This window comes from Phyllobacterium sp. 22552, assembly GCF_052044585.1.
GTDB classification, from domain to species: Bacteria; Pseudomonadota; Alphaproteobacteria; order Rhizobiales; family Rhizobiaceae; genus Phyllobacterium; species Phyllobacterium ifriqiyense.
Window position 1 is genome coordinate 502,243 of the sequence record NZ_JBQENG010000004.1, and the last position, 17,440, is coordinate 519,682.

20 protein-coding genes are annotated in these 17,440 nt (G+C 52.5%); 8 read left to right on the forward strand and 12 right to left on the reverse strand.

The window, feature by feature from the left end; translation table 11 throughout:
- Positions 1-15: 15 nt before the first annotated feature.
- From ACTJI9_RS12650 to ACTJI9_RS12660, 3 genes are all read right to left on the reverse strand, one after another.
- A complete protein-coding gene (locus ACTJI9_RS12650; RefSeq protein ID WP_435530124.1) occupies positions 16-1,167 on the reverse strand; it encodes a divergent polysaccharide deacetylase family protein in 1,152 nt (383 codons plus the stop codon).
- Between the two features lie 95 nt (positions 1,168-1,262).
- On the reverse strand, positions 1,263-2,588 hold the full coding sequence (locus ACTJI9_RS12655; RefSeq protein ID WP_115054338.1) for a S41 family peptidase: 1,326 nt from the start codon (positions 2,586-2,588) through the stop codon (positions 1,263-1,265).
- A complete protein-coding gene (locus ACTJI9_RS12660) occupies positions 2,578-3,936 on the reverse strand; it encodes a murein hydrolase activator EnvC family protein (protein WP_440808375.1) in 1,359 nt (452 codons plus the stop codon). The genes ACTJI9_RS12655 and ACTJI9_RS12660 overlap by 11 nt, the downstream gene beginning before the upstream one ends.
- A 289-nt stretch (positions 3,937-4,225) precedes the next feature.
- On the opposite strand from ACTJI9_RS12660, the gene ACTJI9_RS12665 reads away from it, so the two are divergent.
- A complete protein-coding gene (locus ACTJI9_RS12665) occupies positions 4,226-4,945 on the forward strand; it encodes a glycosyltransferase (protein ID WP_115054336.1) in 720 nt (239 codons plus the stop codon).
- Here the strand turns inward: ACTJI9_RS12665 and ACTJI9_RS12670 are convergent.
- From ACTJI9_RS12670 to ACTJI9_RS12680, 3 genes are all read right to left on the reverse strand, one after another.
- Positions 4,887-6,353 carry a glycosyltransferase family 39 protein gene (locus tag ACTJI9_RS12670; protein WP_440808377.1) on the reverse strand — a complete coding sequence of 489 codons (1,467 nt, stop codon included), beginning with the start codon at positions 6,351-6,353 and terminating at the stop codon, positions 4,887-4,889. The genes ACTJI9_RS12665 and ACTJI9_RS12670 overlap by 59 nt on opposite strands.
- 159 nt (positions 6,354-6,512) lie before the next feature.
- Entirely contained in the window at positions 6,513-6,677 is a 165-nt protein-coding gene (locus ACTJI9_RS12675; RefSeq protein WP_115054334.1) for a DUF1328 domain-containing protein, read from the reverse strand.
- Positions 6,678-6,759: 82 nt separating this feature from the next.
- Positions 6,760-7,554, reverse strand: a complete 795-nt coding sequence (locus ACTJI9_RS12680; RefSeq protein WP_115054333.1) for a response regulator — start codon at positions 7,552-7,554, stop codon at positions 6,760-6,762.
- Between the two features lie 182 nt (positions 7,555-7,736).
- Between ACTJI9_RS12680 and ACTJI9_RS12685 the strand changes: the two genes are divergently transcribed.
- Both ACTJI9_RS12685 and ACTJI9_RS12690 read left to right on the forward strand, forming a co-directional pair.
- Positions 7,737-7,928: a NepR family anti-sigma factor gene (locus ACTJI9_RS12685; protein WP_370878741.1), complete on the forward strand. Its 192-nt coding sequence runs from the start codon at positions 7,737-7,739 to the stop codon at positions 7,926-7,928.
- Positions 7,929-7,940: 12 nt separating this feature from the next.
- Positions 7,941-8,492, forward strand: coding sequence for an RNA polymerase sigma factor (locus ACTJI9_RS12690; protein WP_115054331.1), 552 nt, complete (start codon positions 7,941-7,943; stop codon positions 8,490-8,492).
- Here the strand turns inward: ACTJI9_RS12690 and ACTJI9_RS12695 are convergent.
- Entirely contained in the window at positions 8,475-8,888 is a 414-nt protein-coding gene (locus ACTJI9_RS12695; protein ID WP_307281082.1) for a hypothetical protein, read from the reverse strand. The genes ACTJI9_RS12690 and ACTJI9_RS12695 overlap by 18 nt on opposite strands.
- A gap of 155 nt (positions 8,889-9,043) precedes the next feature.
- Here ACTJI9_RS12695 and ACTJI9_RS12700 point away from each other — a divergent pair, with 155 nt between their 5' ends.
- Positions 9,044-9,799, forward strand: a complete 756-nt coding sequence (locus tag ACTJI9_RS12700) for a Crp/Fnr family transcriptional regulator (protein WP_307281080.1) — start codon at positions 9,044-9,046, stop codon at positions 9,797-9,799.
- A gap of 13 nt (positions 9,800-9,812) precedes the next feature.
- Here ACTJI9_RS12700 and ACTJI9_RS12705 read toward each other — a convergent pair whose 3' ends face one another.
- Entirely contained in the window at positions 9,813-10,034 is a 222-nt protein-coding gene (locus tag ACTJI9_RS12705) for a hypothetical protein (protein ID WP_115054328.1), read from the reverse strand.
- 154 nt (positions 10,035-10,188) lie between these two features.
- Between ACTJI9_RS12705 and ACTJI9_RS12710 the strand changes: the two genes are divergently transcribed.
- On the forward strand, positions 10,189-11,697 hold the full coding sequence (locus ACTJI9_RS12710; RefSeq protein WP_354343280.1) for a sensor histidine kinase: 1,509 nt from the start codon (positions 10,189-10,191) through the stop codon (positions 11,695-11,697).
- Here ACTJI9_RS12710 and ACTJI9_RS12715 read toward each other — a convergent pair.
- From ACTJI9_RS12715 to ACTJI9_RS12730, 4 genes are all read right to left on the reverse strand, one after another.
- On the reverse strand, positions 11,677-12,150 hold the full coding sequence (locus tag ACTJI9_RS12715; RefSeq protein WP_440808382.1) for a hypothetical protein: 474 nt from the start codon (positions 12,148-12,150) through the stop codon (positions 11,677-11,679). The two genes, ACTJI9_RS12710 and ACTJI9_RS12715, sit on opposite strands and share 21 nt — an antisense overlap.
- Positions 12,151-12,152: 2 nt before the next feature.
- On the reverse strand, positions 12,153-12,491 hold the full coding sequence (locus ACTJI9_RS12720; protein WP_115054325.1) for a DUF883 family protein: 339 nt from the start codon (positions 12,489-12,491) through the stop codon (positions 12,153-12,155).
- 125 nt (positions 12,492-12,616) lie between these two features.
- On the reverse strand, positions 12,617-13,477 hold the full coding sequence (locus ACTJI9_RS12725; RefSeq protein WP_115054324.1) for a PRC-barrel domain-containing protein: 861 nt from the start codon (positions 13,475-13,477) through the stop codon (positions 12,617-12,619).
- Positions 13,478-13,666: 189 nt separating this feature from the next.
- Positions 13,667-13,825 carry a DUF3309 domain-containing protein gene (locus tag ACTJI9_RS12730; protein ID WP_115054323.1) on the reverse strand — a complete coding sequence of 53 codons (159 nt, stop codon included), beginning with the start codon at positions 13,823-13,825 and terminating at the stop codon, positions 13,667-13,669.
- 179 nt (positions 13,826-14,004) lie between these two features.
- Here ACTJI9_RS12730 and ACTJI9_RS12735 point away from each other — a divergent pair, with 179 nt between their 5' ends.
- From ACTJI9_RS12735 to ACTJI9_RS12745, 3 genes are all read left to right on the forward strand, one after another.
- Positions 14,005-15,975 carry an AI-2E family transporter gene (locus ACTJI9_RS12735; RefSeq protein ID WP_115054322.1) on the forward strand — a complete coding sequence of 657 codons (1,971 nt, stop codon included), beginning with the start codon at positions 14,005-14,007 and terminating at the stop codon, positions 15,973-15,975.
- A gap of 255 nt (positions 15,976-16,230) precedes the next feature.
- The gene (locus ACTJI9_RS12740; protein ID WP_440808387.1) at positions 16,231-16,422 is read left to right on the forward strand and encodes a CsbD family protein; all 192 of its coding nucleotides are present in this window, start codon (positions 16,231-16,233) and stop codon (positions 16,420-16,422) included.
- A 108-nt stretch (positions 16,423-16,530) separates the two neighbouring features.
- Entirely contained in the window at positions 16,531-17,337 is an 807-nt protein-coding gene (locus ACTJI9_RS12745; protein ID WP_115054320.1) for a transglutaminase-like domain-containing protein, read from the forward strand.
- Positions 17,338-17,440: the final 103 nt, after the last annotated feature.

Consider the following 17,440-nt stretch of genomic DNA (forward strand, 5'->3'; position numbering starts at 1 on the left):
CGCGTTCGAGGAGTGCTAGCCCTTTTGCGGATCGCGGACAAGCGCCGATATGGGGACGATTTCTATGCCACGCGCCTTGGCTTCATTCGCCCATGCGGCGACTGCTTCAACAGTTACATCGAACGCCGAGCCAGTCGCAATCGCGGTGCCTTTGGCGCGTGCAATGCGTTCCAGTTCATCCAGTTTCTTCAGGATGCCGCCGCGCTCCTGCGTTGCATCAATTAACAAGTCTGCGGCAGCGTAGGGCGTGCCTTGCTGTGTGGCAATTGCATCTGCTTGGCTGCGGGCCGAGGTGCCGTCATCCAGATAAAGCAAGCCACGGCGGGTAATCTCCTGCATGACAGGTGTCATTGCAGCAGCCTCCGACGTGAAACGCGCGCCCATATAGTTCATGACGCCCGTGTAGTTGGTAATGCGTCCCATTGTCTTGTGCAGGTTCTCAATCGTGGCGGCGGGTTGTGCATCCACGGTCAGTGTATTGCGGCCGGGATTCACCCGCGGATAGTCGAAAGGCTCCAGAGGCAATTGCAACAATATTTCGTGGCCTTCCTGACGGCCTGCCTGCATCCAACGGCCCAGGCTATTGCCTTCAGGCGAGAAGGCCAAAGTTATTTCGGGCGGCAAGACACGGATAGCATTTTGAGAACCGGTCTGAGACAGGCCCAAACCGCCGATAATAATCGCCACACGCGCACCGCGCGCGCCTGACCACGGTCTTGCATAGGCATCAAGCGGACGACGCCCGTCTGGTGCAATGATCGGAAGCGGCCCTTGCGGGGACTGCTCGAGCAAATCCGGTTCTGGCAGATGCGCGGTTCGAGGGTCTTGGGCGCGTCGTGCCGGGTCACCAACGACAATGACCTTTGGTCCGCCCGCAACCTCATTGGATATATTGCCTGGCAACTGGTTGGAGATTGTTGTTTTCGGCAGGGTAGGTGAAATCGGCTCGGGAGTAGGAGCTTGCGTGGCAATGGGGATAGCTGGTTTTGCTTCAGGCCGCCGGAAGCCTTGATGGCTGGTATAGGAAATTACGGATGACGCAACCAGCATGAGCGTAAAAACAGTCGAGGGCAGTATCCATGACCCTGCCGTTTTATTGCCCGCTCTGACGTTCGGCCCTTTGCCGGTTCGCCCCAGCGGCCTGTTCAATTCTGAATTCACGCTTATTGGCCGGAAAAAGGGAGGAAGTGCTGGCAGCAAATGCTGCGATAAGGGAGGAAAGCGACCGGGCTAATCAAGGAAGCCCGGCCGCTTTTATCATATTAGTTGGGTACACCCTTTTTGGGGTCAGCAGGAAAGGCTGCATTGGCCTGTTCGCCGCGTAACAACTTCATTGCCTGTATGAGCTGCAGGTCGTCCTTTGCTTCCGGTGGAACATAAGGAATGGAACCGGAACCTTCTGCATCTTCCTGAGCGCCCTTGATATGGCCCTTCAGGCTTGATTCGCTCATTGGCTCAACTTTGCCTTTCAGCTCTTCCGGCAATGGCTGCTCAACCGTGATGTCCGGTATGATGCCCTTGCCCTGAATGGACTTGCCGGCAGGCGTGTAATAGAGCGCTGTTGTAAGGCGCAGCGCGCCATTCTCGCCAAGCGGGATAATCGTCTGGACCGAGCCCTTGCCGAACGAGCGCGTGCCAAGAATCGTACCACGGCGATGGTCCTGCAAGGCACCGGCAACGATCTCGGATGCACTGGCGGAGCCGCCATTGATAAGCACGATCAGCGGCTTGCCATCAGTCAAATCCCCTGCGCGGGCATCAAACCGGGTGATGTCCTGGGGATCACGGCCACGAGTCGAGACAACCTCACCCTTATCGAGGAAAGCATCCGAAACGGCGACCGCCTGATCGAGAAGACCGCCCGGATTCAGGCGAAGATCAAGAACAAAGCCTTTGAGCTTGTCCTTGGGGATCTTGCTCTGGATATCTTTGATGGCCTTTTGCAGATCGTCAAATGTCTGCTCGGTGAATGAAATCACCCGAACATAGCCAACATCATTCTCAACGCGAGATTTGACAGCCTGGACCTTAACCACGTCGCGAATGATCGTCAGCACGATCGGCTTGTCGGCACCCTGACGGATAAGCGTAAGTTCAATCGGGGTTTTAATCTCACCGCGCATCTTGTCGACAGCGTCGGTGAGCGTCAGTCCACGAACTTCAACGCCATCGATCTTTGAAATGTAATCGCCGGCAAGAACGCCTGCTTTTGCGGCTGGCGTGTCATCAATCGGTGCGATGACCTTGACCAGTTCGTTTTCCATGGTGACTTCGATGCCAAGACCGCCAAATTCACCCTTGGTCTGAACACGCATATCCTGCGCCTGTTCAGCATTCATGTAGGATGAGTGCGGATCAAGCGAGGTCAGCATGCCGTTAATGGCATTCTCGACTAGCTTCTTGTCATCCGGCGGCGTGACGTACTGGGCGCGGACACGCTCGAATATATCACCAAAAATTGATAGCTGTTTATAGGTGTCGTTGCCCGCAGCCTCTGCAGCGGTAGTGGGCAGGGCACCCTGCACAACAACCATTGCCGTAGCGCCCATCAGTGCTCCAGCCATGAGAAGCGATAGTCTACGTATCATTTGCGGTCCTTCCAGCAAGTCGATCCGCCCACCATGGAGCGGGATTAACAGGTTTTGTATCTTTCCGGAACTCAATGTAAAGCATTGGAGCTCCATTTCCCATCGGTACAGGTGCACTGCTCGCAATAAGTTGTTCGTTCATTACACCGACCGGCTCTCCTGCCAGAACAAACTGGTTCTGCGAGACATTGATTCTGGACATTCCCGCCAAAACGACATGATAGCCATTGCCGGCGTCAAGTATCAAGAGTTGACCATAAGATCGGAATGCGCCCGCATAAAGGACAACGGCATCCGCCGGAGCTGTTATTGTCGCTCCGGGGCTGGTTTCCAGCGTGTCTCCCTGAAGAGCGCCGCCAAGACCGTCATTATCGCCAAAGTGCTTAACGAGTTTGCCCGCCGCCGGCATGGCAAGCCGGCCTCGCAAGGAAGCAAAATTTTCCTGCGCAACCAGGCGGTTCTGATTTGCTGCAAATTCTTCGGCCCGTTTGCGGCTGGCTTCCAGCCTCTGCTGCTCTTCGCTGCTGGCCTCGGTGGCGGCTTTTTGCACCTCCGCCATATCTTTTTCCATAGAGGCGATAAGACCTTGCAGCGAAGTGGCGCGCTTGGCCAAATTCTCTGCCCGCTGTTTTTCAGCGGCAAGAGTTGCCTCGGAGGTTGTTTGCAGCTTTTGCTTTTCAGCCAACAGCAGGTCGAGCCGTTTCTTTTCCTCTGCCTGACTGGACAGCGCCGCGGTCAACCGGGCTTGCTCTTCTGAGATCGACGTCTTGATCCTGGTCAATTCTTTCAGATCAGCGATCAAGACTTCCGTCTGTTGGCGCATTTCAGGAACAACGGCGCCCAAAAGGACAGCGCTGCGCACAGATGCCAGAGCATCATCAGGGCGTACCAGCAGGGCTGGAGGCGGGCTTAGGCCCATTCTTTGCAAGGCGGCGAGAACTTCGGCCAAGGCGCCCCGGCGCTGCCGCAAGACCAGCCTTACGCCGTCCTCGCGCTCCCGCAGGCCGGTAAGCCGGTCCGTAAAGCTGGTTATATCTTCGCTAAGTTTTTTTTCCGTTTTCGCCGCCTGAATAAGAGCGGCCGTAATTGTCGTCTGGTCTTTTTTCAAACCCGATATTTCTTTATCGAGCGAAGCGACCTTGTCGGCCGAGAGCGATATTTGACTGGTCAGATCCTGAAGCTCTTTTGCGGTTTCCGCACGTTTTGCCTCGATTGAAGATTGCTCGGCTGGAGTGATCGCCGTCTGGGCACGGGTAGCTGGACTGAAAGCCATGGCGCAGGCAAGAATAACCACTCCGGAAATGTTTTTCCCCGAACCGATAAACGCTCTGGTTAGCTCAACTTTCATTACCTGTCCGGAATCAAGATGTTGTTTGAACCACTCTAGAAAGCTCCGCCTAATGAAGCATTAACCATGATGGGTTCGTATCGATAGCCCTTTATCTACTAGCAATCGGGATGGCGGAATTGCGGCGTTAAATAACGAGCCACATAGTTGCACGGCGAAAGGCCTGATTTTGTCCAATTAGAAGGGATGGAAATCGTTTCGACGTATCTATACATAGCAAATTATCGTATCGAGTGTGAACTGGTTCTGCCGCCAGCACTCTGCCGGTATTGTTTAATGGTTTCCCGATATGATCGAACTCACAATCATTGTTCCTGTATATAATGAGGCTGGCAATATTGGTTTGCTTGTCAAAGAGATCAGCGCCGTCATGGCCGATGGTCCGGCCCATGAAATCATTATCGTTGACGACGGTTCGACGGATGAATCAGCGAGCGAAGCCTTGCGCGCGGACGGCAAGGTTCGCGTGCTGCGGCACGAAAAGCGTGCTGGCAAATCGCGCGCATTGCTCAGCGGTTTTCAAGCCGCGAATGGTCGGTGGATTGCCACGCTGGATGGTGACGGCCAGAATGATCCTGCCGATATAAAGAAACTGTGGAGCCGTATAGAAGCATCACCCCCTGTGCTTTTTGCAGGTGTGCGCAAGCGTCGGAACGATGGTTTGATCAAACTTCTCACTTCTCGCTTTGCCAATTTCGTTCGCAAGCGTCTTCTGAAGGATGATTGCCGGGATGCGGGATGCGGTTTCAAAATCCTGCCGGCTGCCGCTGCGCGGCATTTTCCTTATTTTGATAATATGCATCGATTTATCCCGGCGCTGTCACGACGCGCCGGGATGCCTGTTGTCGAAGTCGATATAGAAGATCGGCCAAGGCTGGCTGGCGTTTCGAAATATGGTTTCTTTGATCGGGCCGCTGTTGCTTTTCTCGATACGGTTGGCGTGTTCTGGCTTATCCGCCGTTATTCTGATCCGGTACAGGTGACGGAGATGAAAAGCGCTGAAAGCTGAAAGTTCGCAACTCTCCGCTGAAGTTTCTGACTGGTGCGGTAACACGGGTAACTGGGCTCGCGGGTAAAGCATTGGCGGGTAATTGAGCGAGAAGATTTTCGGCCGGGGCATCATTACCCTGCCAGACAAGCACGACATCGCTGGCTGTACCCCGCTCGGGCGGCCAATGCAGGAGAACAGAGATATTGGCTGCATCATCCTGACGATTTGAGATGACTGTCGCCGGAGCCGGATTTTGACCGCGAATGGCGCTGCTGATCGCATCAAAAGGAAATGTGAATCGCGGCGTCCCGAAAAGCGCTACGCCGGCAAAGCCTAGCGGGGCGAGCACGAACATGCAGGCCGCCAGAATCAAGAGGTTGCGTGCCCCAAGAACTTGTGGGAAACGCAATGCAAGCAAGATCGCCGTTGGCGCCAGAATGGGTGCCATGTAACGCTGGGCTACCGAGTGATAATCGGCCAGCAATACCAGCAGTGCGAAAGCGCCCAGACCAATCAATATCGTGCGCAAGAGCAGTTTCCGCACGTCTTCATCGCCGTCGGCTGCCGGCCGCGGGTGATCCCGGGTTCTGCCGATGACATATACGGCAAAAGCCCATCCGGACCAAAGCGCAGCGGAAACAATAAGGCTAAGAAACCCATCCAGACCTATATGTGGCAGGTCGATCACATTGAGATAATCTACGGGTTGATTCAACTTTACCATACGCCCTGCCGTTGCAGTAAGCGGGGCATATAGTGAGGCGATAGCAACCGGAGCGAACGCCGCCACGAAGATCAGGATTGATATCCAGATTCGCCGGTTAAAAAGCTGGCGGCGGATAGATGATGTCAGGACCGCGGCGACCAGGAAGCTGATCAGAAATATAAAGAAATTATACTTGGCCAGTGCACCTATGGCAGCCCAAAGCCCGAACCACATATAGGCAACATTGCCTGCACCGGATCTCAGCAGCGCCAGAGAATGAATTATTCCAATCGCGGCAACGAGAACAAGAACGGTGTGCGCCGTCGTTTGTATCGACATCCATACGATTTGCGGCAGAAACGCCGAAGCTATAAGTGCCAATACGCCCGCCCGGTCCCCCGCCAGACGTCTTGCTGAATCAAATACCAGCCAATGATAAAGACCGAGCAATGATAGGCGCACAAGCGCAAGCGACAGCACCCAATTCCAACCTGTCAGCTCAAGCGCCAGCCGAACCAGCCAATTGTATAGCGGAGGGTGTGAATTGCCATATATCCATGAAAAATCGACAGCGCCGACAAACTGGGCTTCATCAATTTCCATGAAGCGGGATAGTAACAGGCGCACGGCCAGAAGAAGGATAATGTAAACTGCGATTGTGCGAGGCGCGCGGCGCGCAAACCACGCCCAATTTATTTCCGGCCCGTCAAGTGAGGCCAAGTTGAATTTCCGCCAAATCACTCCCAAACCCCACCGCTTGCTTATTGGGGTGGACTACTACGATAGATGGACAGGTGCAATCCCGCCTCGCGATCAAGTTGAATTTAAGTGTAGGTGGCTACCAAAAAGCCGCCAGTTTTACTGGCGGCTTTACTCGATTCAGGCCCGTCGTATGATACTTGCTATCAGCGACACAACAAGCAGAGCCAAGAACACATAGAATATAATCTGCGCAATACCCGCAGAAGCGCCTGCAATTCCGCCGAAACCCAAAGCACCCGCGACAAGCGCGATGATCAGAAAAATTACTGCATAATAAAGCATTGTCATCTCCCTTTATTGTTGAATCAGAAACGAAACAGAGTTCGTTTGGTTCCCGCAATATTCAGGGAGATTGTTTGCTTTCCTATGCTTTTGCCTTACTGCTTTCTTTGAAGAACAAAGCTTGAGTGATAAGCGCCTTTACCATGTCCGGATTAAATGGCTTGGTAACAAGAAAGGTTGGTTCGGGACGCTCGCCCGTGAGCAGGCGTTCTGGAAACGCAGTGATGAAGATTACGGGGACAGCGTCCTGGCTGAGGATGTCGTTGACAGCATCAATGCCCGAGCTGCCATCTGCCAACTGAATATCCGCCAATATCATGCTCGGTTGCGTCTCGGCATATAGCTTCAACGCTTCATCTTTGGTGCGGGCAATGCCTACGACCTTATGGCCCAGGCTTTCCACCATGTGCTCAATATCCATAGCGATCAAAGGTTCATCTTCGATGATAAGAATATCTGTTGCGATCTGCCTGGAGATGCCGACGGACGCCTCATCAAGAAGTGCGTAGAGTTCATCATCGGAAACGTCGAGAATTTCCATCGTTTCGGATTGGCTGAATCCTTCAAGGCTTATAAGCAAAAATGCCTGACGCGCCTTCGGGGCAATCGAGGTCAGATTTGCAGCGGCGTGTTTTTCCCAGCCATATTCCGACTGCATCTCCAAAGGCCGGACATTGACCGAGTTGAAGTGCTTGACCAGCAATTTGTAAAGACCAACCCGATCCGATCCCGCGTCGGGGAACAGGGAAACGTCGGTTATCAAAATTTCGAGCGTCGCTGCTACGTAAGCATCGCCTGAAGACTGCGAGCCAGTGATGGCACGGGCGAAGCGGCGGAGATAAGGCAGGTGGGGGGCTATCCGGGTGGATAATGACATTCGTGAGCGTTCCTGTTCAGGCGATATTGATCAGAATAGAAAGAGAGTTCCGTCCTACAACACTTATCCAAAAAAAAAGTTCCCCCGCTCGGAACTTTTTCTGCATTCAGACATTATCGGCATTAATGTGCCTATAGACATCGCGTCGACATATCAGCAAAGATTTAGCAATGAACGCAAAAATGAAAACGTCCCCTGCGCCCGCCAAGGCGCGTGTTCTTCGCCGCGATGCAAAAAATGCTGAAACGGAAATTGGTTTAAAGCTCAGGGCGCTATATGCGTCAGTACAAGAAGAAGAGATACCGGCGCGGTTTCTCGATCTTCTTGAAAAGCTCGACGAGGCTGAACGCCTGCATTCGCGATCCTCGAAGTAAGCGGGCCCTTGAATGGTACATGAATCGAAGGACTTCAAAAGAAATCTGATTGCCTCGTTGCCTAAATTGCGAGCCTTCGCGGTTTCGTTGATCGGCAACCCTGACAGAGCAGACGATCTCGTTCAGGACACGATTATGAAGGCGTGGGCCAAGCAGGATTCGTTTGAGCTTGGCACCAACATCAAGGCGTGGCTTTTCACAATCCTGCGTAATGAGTTCTATAGTCAGATGCGCAAACGCGGTCGAGAAGTGCAGGATTCAGACGGGATTTTCACGGAACAATTATCGGTTCACCCTGCGCAATACGGGTCCTTGGATCTGCAGGATTTCCGAAAGGCTTTGGAAAAACTTCCCGATGATCAACGCGAAGCAATCATTCTGGTTGGAGCCTCTGGGTTTTCCTATGAGGAAGCCGCTGAAATCTGCGGATGTGCCGTCGGAACGATCAAAAGCCGCGTCAGCCGTGCCCGAACCCGGCTGCAGGAACTTCTGGAAATTGAGGGGGAGGTCGACTACGGCCCGGACGCGATCGCTACACAGGTTACTTCAAACAAGTTCGCCTGATGAATTGCCTTTGCTCGACGATTGATCGTTTGCAGAGCCACTGAGCGAAGCGACTGCCCGTATAATCTGGCTTCTGCCGTAAGGTTTTCCCACAACAGGGGTACCTGCGAATTCGGCAATACCACTCAGATCGGCATCATAGGCGCTGGTGAACAGGAGAGGTACGTCGCGCGTCCGAAGCAATGAGGCGGCTTTAAGGGAGGACACACCACGGGCTTCTACTTCAAGTATTGCGAGATCGCATATTTGACCGCTATTTATCCAGCTCATCAATTGGTCGATCGTAGAAACAACATGAACGGATTTGGCGCCGCACTCTTCTGCGATTCGTTCAAGTTCCAATCCTATCAAATATTCGTCTTCGAGCACCAAAAGGCGTTTGCCAGCCAATTCCATATTCCAATACTCCAATTTGGAGTTGGTTATGGGGCTGGCTTGACAGTTCTGTCATTTAACAAAGACATATCAATTGCGAAGAAAGCTCATATGAATTTTTGAAGGCATGCTAGGGTCCGGACCCTAGCTTGCGCCCAACAAAAACCGGACAAACAATGAAAAATAATGGAGCATCGACGGTAAGACAGTATCCTTGCGAAAGGTGCCCTTTACAAAATTATCCGCATTTCCAGCAGCACGAAAAAGACGAAGTCGAGTTTCTGTCCGGGTTCAAGATGGGCGAGCTGGTTGCCGATGTCGGCACGACCGTACTTGGCGAGGGCAGAAGCAGCGCGCATCTCTTCACCGTCCTTTCCGGCTGGGCGTTCCGGTATAAAACTCTCGAAGATGGCCGCCGGCAAATTCTGAATTATGTGTTGCCGGGCGACCTGATTGGCCTGCAAGGCTCGTTGATGAAAGAAATGCAACATTCAGTCGAGGCGTTATCGCCCTTGGTGATGTGCATGTTTCAGCGAGACAAACTGCCAGCCCTGTTTCAAAGTTATCCAACAATCGCCTACGACATTACCTGGTTAGCCTCACGCGAGGAGCAGATGCTTGATGAGATATTGCTAAGCGTTGGCCGCCGGTCGGCGCTCGAACGGGCAGCCTATCTTTTCGCATTCATATATCAGCGCGCCAAATCGGTCGGAATGGTGAAAAACAACACGCTGATGGTGCCGCTTCGCCAGCAGCATGTTGCCGATACTTTGGGTCTATCAATTGTTCACACGAATAAGACCTTGAAGAAACTTGCAGCCAAAGGCGCATTGCGTTGGCTTGATCGGGGTTGTGAAGTCATTGATCATCAAATTCTTCTGGATATTGCCAAATGGCAGGGGTTACCGCCTGCACCCCGGCCTTATATCTAAGGGCACCTCCATTTCAGAGGGTGGCGGCACCGGTTTCAGGCTTCTCCGCGTTTAATTGATCCAGAGCAAGTTCAATATCACGCAGATTCCTGGTGACTCCGTCATCGGGGTCCATCCCGCCCTCAGTGGCCGCTCTCTGCAGTCCGCGGGCTTCCGACAGAAGTTCTTCCAACTTTGCAATTTTTTGGACTTTGCTAAGGCCCGCGTCCGATAGAATGTCGTTTGCGTTGAGCATTTTGTCCTCCTTGTAATGGCAGATTAAAAACGAATGGGGTGATTAAATGTTCCGTGCGAGGAACAATGCCAACGTGGCGGCGTTGAAGTCGTTGGATATATAACTTAGTGAAGTAGGGGCGCCTTTCAGACGGGCTGTCACGTGGGATATGAAGTTGACCGACACTTCCGAGAGTAATTTTCTGTTCCTGGCGGAATCGTCGCGTCGTGAGGTTCTTTCTACGCTCCGGCCTATAGGCAAAGATGATAGCGATCTGGACAATCTAACGGAGCTGGCATTATCGATTTTCAATGTTGATGGGGCGCGCTTGTCTCTGGTGGACAGCGATCAAAGCCACGTTTTGTCTTTTTGCGGGCTCGTGGGTAATATCGATATATGGACGCTCGAGGCGCATTCAATTGCTGCATCGGAACCATGTTTCGTTGTTCCGGATGCTTCCGGGGATGTGCGGTTTGCTGAAACCAGCGCGGTCGTACAGGCACCGCGCATAAGGTTTCTGGCTATTGCGCCAATTCATGTAGCAAATGAGCGTGTCGGCACTCTAAGCATTCTGTCGCTCAAGCCGCATTCCGAATTTACCCATGAGCAGCAACAAAAATTGATACAATTGGCCCGTCTGGCGGGATCGCTTATGGAGTTGAAGCGCAACTCCCGCCTTGATGAAACCGCTGTCAAAAAACTGCACCTCGAAGAAGATCGCAATGCCATGGCGCTGGAGGTGGGAAACGTCGGCAGTTGGGTTTGGGATTTGAAAACCGGAATCTTTACCGGCAATAAGATGGCTTATTCCATGCTGGGCTTGAGCGAAGACAGCCCCGTTACAGGCGAGGACGTTTTCCGGGCAATGCATCCGGATGATTTTCCAATGATGAAGTCGTCAATCACCCGCGCTCTGGCACATGACCAGGATTATGCGGGAGAATTCCGCGCCGCCTCTTCAGGCCAATGGCTACTGGGTCGAGGACGGATCTTTGAACGCGATGAATCAGGCCGCCCTACTGTTGCTGTCGGTGTAAACATCAACATAACCGCGACAAAAAATGCTGCCGAGAAAACACGGCTCTTGCTTCGTGAGCTCAATCATCGCGTCAAGAATACTTTGGCCATGCTGCAATCACTGGCACGCCAGACCTTAAATCGGACAGCTGACCCAGCCGAATTCATGGAAGCCTTCTCAGGTCGGCTGCGCGCCATTTCTGAAGCGCACACGCTTTTGTCCGACCGCGAATGGAGTGGAATCAACCTCGTCGATTTGATCACGAGACAGGTTGAACCCTATGCGATCTACGATGCCGGTCAAATGGTGCTGGTTGGCGAAGATGTCATCCTGCCGCCTGATCACGCCTTGGGTCTGGGTATTGCCCTGCATGAGCTTGCGACGAACGCGGCCAAGCATGGTGCGTTCTCAGTGGCCGGGGGCCAGGTGCGCATCTCTTGGGAGATTGAGCAGGGACTGGACGGATCACGCGTGATTATTCACTGGATAGAAGCGGGCGGGCCGCCCGTAGCCACACCTGCGACACGTGGACTGGGCGAGCGTCTCATTGAGCGGAGCCTTGATAAGGTGATATCGAGCAGCGTCAGGTTAAGTTACTCGGAAAGCGGCATGGAGGCGATTATCTCCATGCCCATCAAGGATAATTCAGTCCCTGAGTTCCTCTGATACATCGCGGCGGCGCCGTTGCCGTGTTTTGGGTTTTTTCCCGAGCATCGACAGACCGCCAAAAGCAAGCACGGGTAGCGCCAGCATCAGCAAGCCACGTGAACGCAGGAGCATTGGTGCAGCAGCGATGGCAGCGACAGTCAATAGGGCTGTTGTGTCGGTTTTTGCCCGGTCACGCTGGCGTTTTCGAATGACGGCGTCGGATATTTTCATGATGATATACAAGATGATCGCCACGGCGACTGCGCCCCCGCCAATATAAAGGGCAGCCCGCAATTCACCGAAACGATCCGACAAGGCAATATAGGCTGCGACCAGCAAAAAGACGGCACCGATGGCGCCGAATATTCCGATAATGCTCAGGAAGATTGCGCTTCGCTTGACGCGACTGAGGGTCAGGCCAATCTCACCGGCGGCGAGACTGGTCAAAAAAGGAGTTAGCAGTTTCAACATGATCAGCGACGTGACATCAAAGCGAGAAGAAAGCCGACTCCAGCTGCCACTGCTATAGATGTCAGCGGTTTGTCGCGGATAGTTTCGGCCAACTGATCTTCAATGTCCAAAGCTTGCGATTTCAGTTCTTCGAACACTTCCTCGCCGCGCACCCTGGCTGTTTCAAAGGAATTTGCAGCATTGGCGCGCGCATCTTTGGTCGAATTTTTACCGATTTTTGCAAGCGTTGCAGCAATATTGGCAATATCTTCCTTCAGCGCCGCGACCTGCGCCTGCAAATCAGGGTTGGTTTCGGTGGCATCATCGACTGCTTTTTTAATTTTCGAGGAAACTGTGGCCATACGATAACTCCTTGGAAAATAGATGCATATGATTTCGAAACGTTGCTCGAAACTATTTGTTCCATGCGAAACCGGCCACCGCAAGCGGCGATGACCGGGCCGTTATCGCAAAGCAACTGCTTTTATTATTCGGCAGTGCCCCGTAACAGAATTTTCTCGCTGTCGGCCTTATAGGCTTCTGGGGTGTAAGCGGGCTGCGCCTCCAGTTCCTTTTTTGTGAAGGGCGTGAAAACCGAGATTTTGCCGCTGTCATCGGCAAGCAAATCGAGATTTTCAATGGAGACGGCGATAGGTTTTTTGCCCAGGCCCAGAAATCCTCCCACATCCACTACAAAGGCCTCGATTTGACCGTCCGGTGTCATCAGCGCGTCACCAACACTTCCAAGTGTTTCGTCTTCCGGTCCATAAACCGCCGAGCCGATCAGCTTATCGGCGCTCATTGCACTTGAAGGCACCGCTTTCAGGGCGCTGCGAAGTTTAGCGGGTGACTTTTTTATGTCTTGTTCCGTCGCGTTGATGGCTGGTTCAGGCGCCTTGGCGGGATCCGAGGCGCCATCTGTCAGCAATACGGAGCGGTCATAGGCAGGAGCTTTTTCCAGCTCTTCTTTGCTCGCGGCGATTACCAACCACCGTTTATTATCCGGCTTTTCCGCCCATGAAAGCTGATCGAGACTTACCGCCACTTCTTTCTGGCCGACGCCGAGAAATCCGCCCACAGCAATGACGGCACTTTCAGCGCGCCCTTCAGGATTGAGCACAACATCTTTGATCTCGCCAATGGAAGCCGCATCGTCATTCGAACTATTATAGACCGTCTGACCGATAAGACCGGCGGTCAATACCTGCCCTGGGGCCGCTACAAGATATCGATCCTGTGCGGGTGCTGCCACGATTGGTTGGCCAAATATGTCGGAGCCATCCTGTGCTGCTGCCGTGATAGTGAGAGCCACCACTATGGCAGAACTGGAGATAAGTCGTTTTAACATTCATGTTCCTTTGCACCGGAAGGGAAAACACCAGCCCATGGGGAGCTGGTGTTTTTGTAAATGACTGAATTTGAATGGTTTTATGAAAGATAGCCCATCAGCCAAAGAATAATGATTATTGGAAGCGGCAGGCCGATAAGCCAAAGTAAAGCGCCACGCATCATGGGTTTAATCTCCTTTTCGTTTATATCAGATACGGCCCATCAGCAGCAGAACCAGTAATATTACCAGAACGATGCCAAGAAGACCGGAAGGGCCATAACCCCAATTGCGTGCATGGGGCCAAGTGGGAAACACGCCAATCAATGCAAGGATGAGGATGACGACAAGAATTGTTGTTAGCGACATGTTCAAACCCTCCGATTTATTCTTCGGATAATAAACACCGCGACAGCGAATTTCGTTCCAAACCTTTGCAGTTAAAGATGAAACGCCGATGCCGATGCAACCAATTTGCTCAGGCGGCGTTGGAGTGGCGGGATTTAATGGAGAGGTGCGTTCTATGCATTTTGGATTAGGGGTATTTCATGCCTTCTGAAGATTTCAGCGGGCGGTCGCCGCGTGCCGTGGAGCGCGTGACGAGAAAGTCTGTCTCTTCACCAGCAATTGTTGGAGTGGATACCCGAGCGCAGTTTCCACCAATTATCGTCGCCATAGCTATTGTTGCAGCGCTTTATCTGGCCAGTGATGTCTTTGTGCCATTGGCATTGGCATTGCTTCTGACATTTGCTCTTTCGCCGCTGGTAACGCGGTTGCATCGTAACGGCATACCAAAAGCCGCGGCTGTCATCAGCGTGGTTGTCACGGCCTTTATGGTGATTGCCATATTTGTCGGAATTGTCGTGAGCCAGCTAACGGTTTTGGCGCAGAACCTGCCAAGCTATCAGTATAATATCGAAACAAAGATCCGGACGATCAAGGATGCTCAATCTGGTAACAGCATCTTCGACCGCGGCGCCCGCATGTTCAAAAAATTCAGTGAAGAGATCGGGCGATCGGATGAAGTGGAGCGTTTTCCCGTCGACAATGGCCCTGACAGTCGGGACCAGGCACGCAAACCACCGGAAAATGTCGAAGTACAAAATCAGGAAATCGGCACTCCACTGAAAGCACAAGATCCGAACAAGCCTGTGCCCGTCGAAATCCGTTATCCTCCGCCTGATCCGCTGAGCCTTTTGCAGACATTTGCCGGACCGTTGATTCAGCCATTGGCAACCATCGGTATCGTGATTGTCGTGGTTATCTTCATGCTCATGCGCCGGGAAGATTTGCGGGATCGCTTCATAAAGCTGGTCGGAGCAAGTGATATTCACCGAACGACGACAGCACTGCACGATGCCGGCAAACGTGTGGGGCAATATTTGCTGATGCAGCTTATCATCAATATCAGTTTTGGCGTGCCGATTGGGATCGGGCTATGGCTGATAGGTATTCCCAATCCGATGTTGTGGGGCATGCTGGCAATTGTCTTGCGGTTTGTGCCCTATATCGGTCCCATTATGGCGGCGTTTTTCCCCTTAATGCTATCGCTTGCCGTTGATCCGGGATGGATGCTGCTGGTCTGGACCGCAGCCCTTTTCATCGTGCTTGAGCTGATCAGCAATAATATTATGGAGCCATTGCTCTATGGGTCGAAGACGGGCCTTTCGCCCGTTGCCATTCTCATGGCGGCAATCGTGTGGACATGGATTTGGGGACCTATCGGTCTTATTCTTTCGACGCCGTTGACCGTGTGTCTTGTGGTCCTCGGCAGGCATGTGCCGAAGTTTGAGTTTCTAGATGTGCTGCTTGGCAACGAGCCTGTGCTTCTGCCACCACAGCAATTGTATCAACGATTGCTGTCGGGGGACCCCGATGAGGCAACAGAGAAAGCGGAGGAATACCTCCAGTCAAACTCCATCGTTGATTATTATTCCTCTGTGGCCGTTCCTGCACTTCTGTTGGCCGAACATGATCGCGGGCGCGGGGTGCTGGATGCTCCCAGACGCAATCGCGTTGCGCAAAGCATGGTGTTTCTCGTTGAAAACCTGTCTGACTATCATGAAATTCTCGAAGAAGAGATCAAGGTAGATGAGCAAGCCAAAACCGCCAAGGCAAAGACTAAAAAGGTAGAACCGACCAAACCAAAGACCATCATATCGGCTGGCGGACGCGGCAATCTGGACGACGCTGCCGCTGTTATTATGGGTGATATCCTTGAGCGCAATGATTGTGAGGTTGACGACATCACCCATGACGAGCTCGAGGCTGCGAATATCGCCAAGCTCGAACTTGCCGGTGTGAGCGCTATCTGCATCAGCTACCTTAACACCTCATCCATTGCCCATGCGCGATATTTGATACGGCGGATCAGGCGGCGGAACGCACGAATAAAAATCATAATCGGTTTTTGGGGTGAGGATGCCGAAAATGTGGACGCTGCAAAGATTGTCGGCTCCACACGCAACTGCATTTTTGCCTCTTCGATCGAGGATGCGATCGGCGAACTATGTTCCTGAGCCGTCGTTTTATGTATTTCTTTTTCGGGACGGATTTCAGCGGAACCAAGATATAGCTGCAGCGTTTCTCACAAGCTGATCGAGCCTTTGATCGGTAACATAAGACCCGGTGCCTGTTCCCCCGTGGGCGCCGGGTCGTTCGTTATTCGAATATTTTATCTATTTATATCAATAGCTTAATTGATTCTCTCTGGGAACAATCCTGCGTGATGCCCGTTTAGTGATGTAGTTGAAAAAGCTTTCAGGGAGTATCCAATGGGTAGTACTAGCGACAAGATTTCCGGCGCGGCCAACAAGATGGCCGGTAATGTAAAACAGGCAGCCGGCAAGGCCACTGATTCCAAGAAGATGGAGGCTGAGGGAAAGGCGCAGGAGCTGAAAGGCGATGTGCAATCAGCCAAGGGTAAGGCAAAAGACGCCGTTAAGAAGGTCGTCGACAAGGCTTGATAGTCCAAGAATGTGAAAAGTTTAACCGGTCCGCTTTTGGGCCGTTTGCTTTTTGCGCCAGACTCTGCCGATGCTGTTTCAACACAAATATAATCAAGGGAACCGTGGATGATATTACATGTAGGGTGCGAGCTAACATTTGAGTTCACGCAGGAAACACCCCTTGTAGCGATATTGAATGTCCATCATTCGCGTTTTGACGATCTGGAAGGTATCGAAACTTTTCAGACAAACTTTGATTCAACGATCACAGGCTATCACGATCAATTCGGTAATTGGTGCAACCGCATTGTCGCTATGCCAGGCACCTTTATCTGTTCTACGAATGCTCTTGTGCGGGATAGCGGGTTGCCGGACCCTGTTGTGCTGGATGCTGTCCAACATCGCGTACAGGACCTGCCGGATGAAACGCTCGTATATCTCATGGGTAGCCGATACTGCGAAACCGATCTGCTGAGTGACGAGGCCTGGCGCTTGTTTGGCAATACGCCGGAGGGATGGCAGAGGGTGCAGGCTGTCTGCGACTTTGTGCACAACCATATCACCTTTGGCTATGAGTTTTCCAATCCGACCCGCACAGCTTCGTCTGGCTATTATGAAGGGCGTGGTGTTTGCCGTGATTTTACCCATTTGGCCGTTGCATTTTGCCGGTGCCTGAACATTCCAACCCGCTACTGCACCGGCTATATCACCGATATCGGCGTGCCGCCGCCGCATGCCGAGATGGATTTTTGTGCCTGGATGGAAGTTTATCTTGGCGGTGCCTGGCACGCATTTGATCCGCGCAACAATAAGCCTCGTATCGGCCGGATAAAGGTAGCGCATGGCCGAGACGCGGCAGACGTGCCTTTGACCAATATTTTTGGCCCGAATTTGCTGACGAAGTTCAAGGTATGGGCGAAGGAAGCCCGCTAGATCGCCGGACGTCCTCATGGACTCAACATGGCGATCTATCCTTTTATTTTAGCATCGGATTATCCGAAAACCTGGATCCCGCTTTTCGGTCCGATGCTTTAAT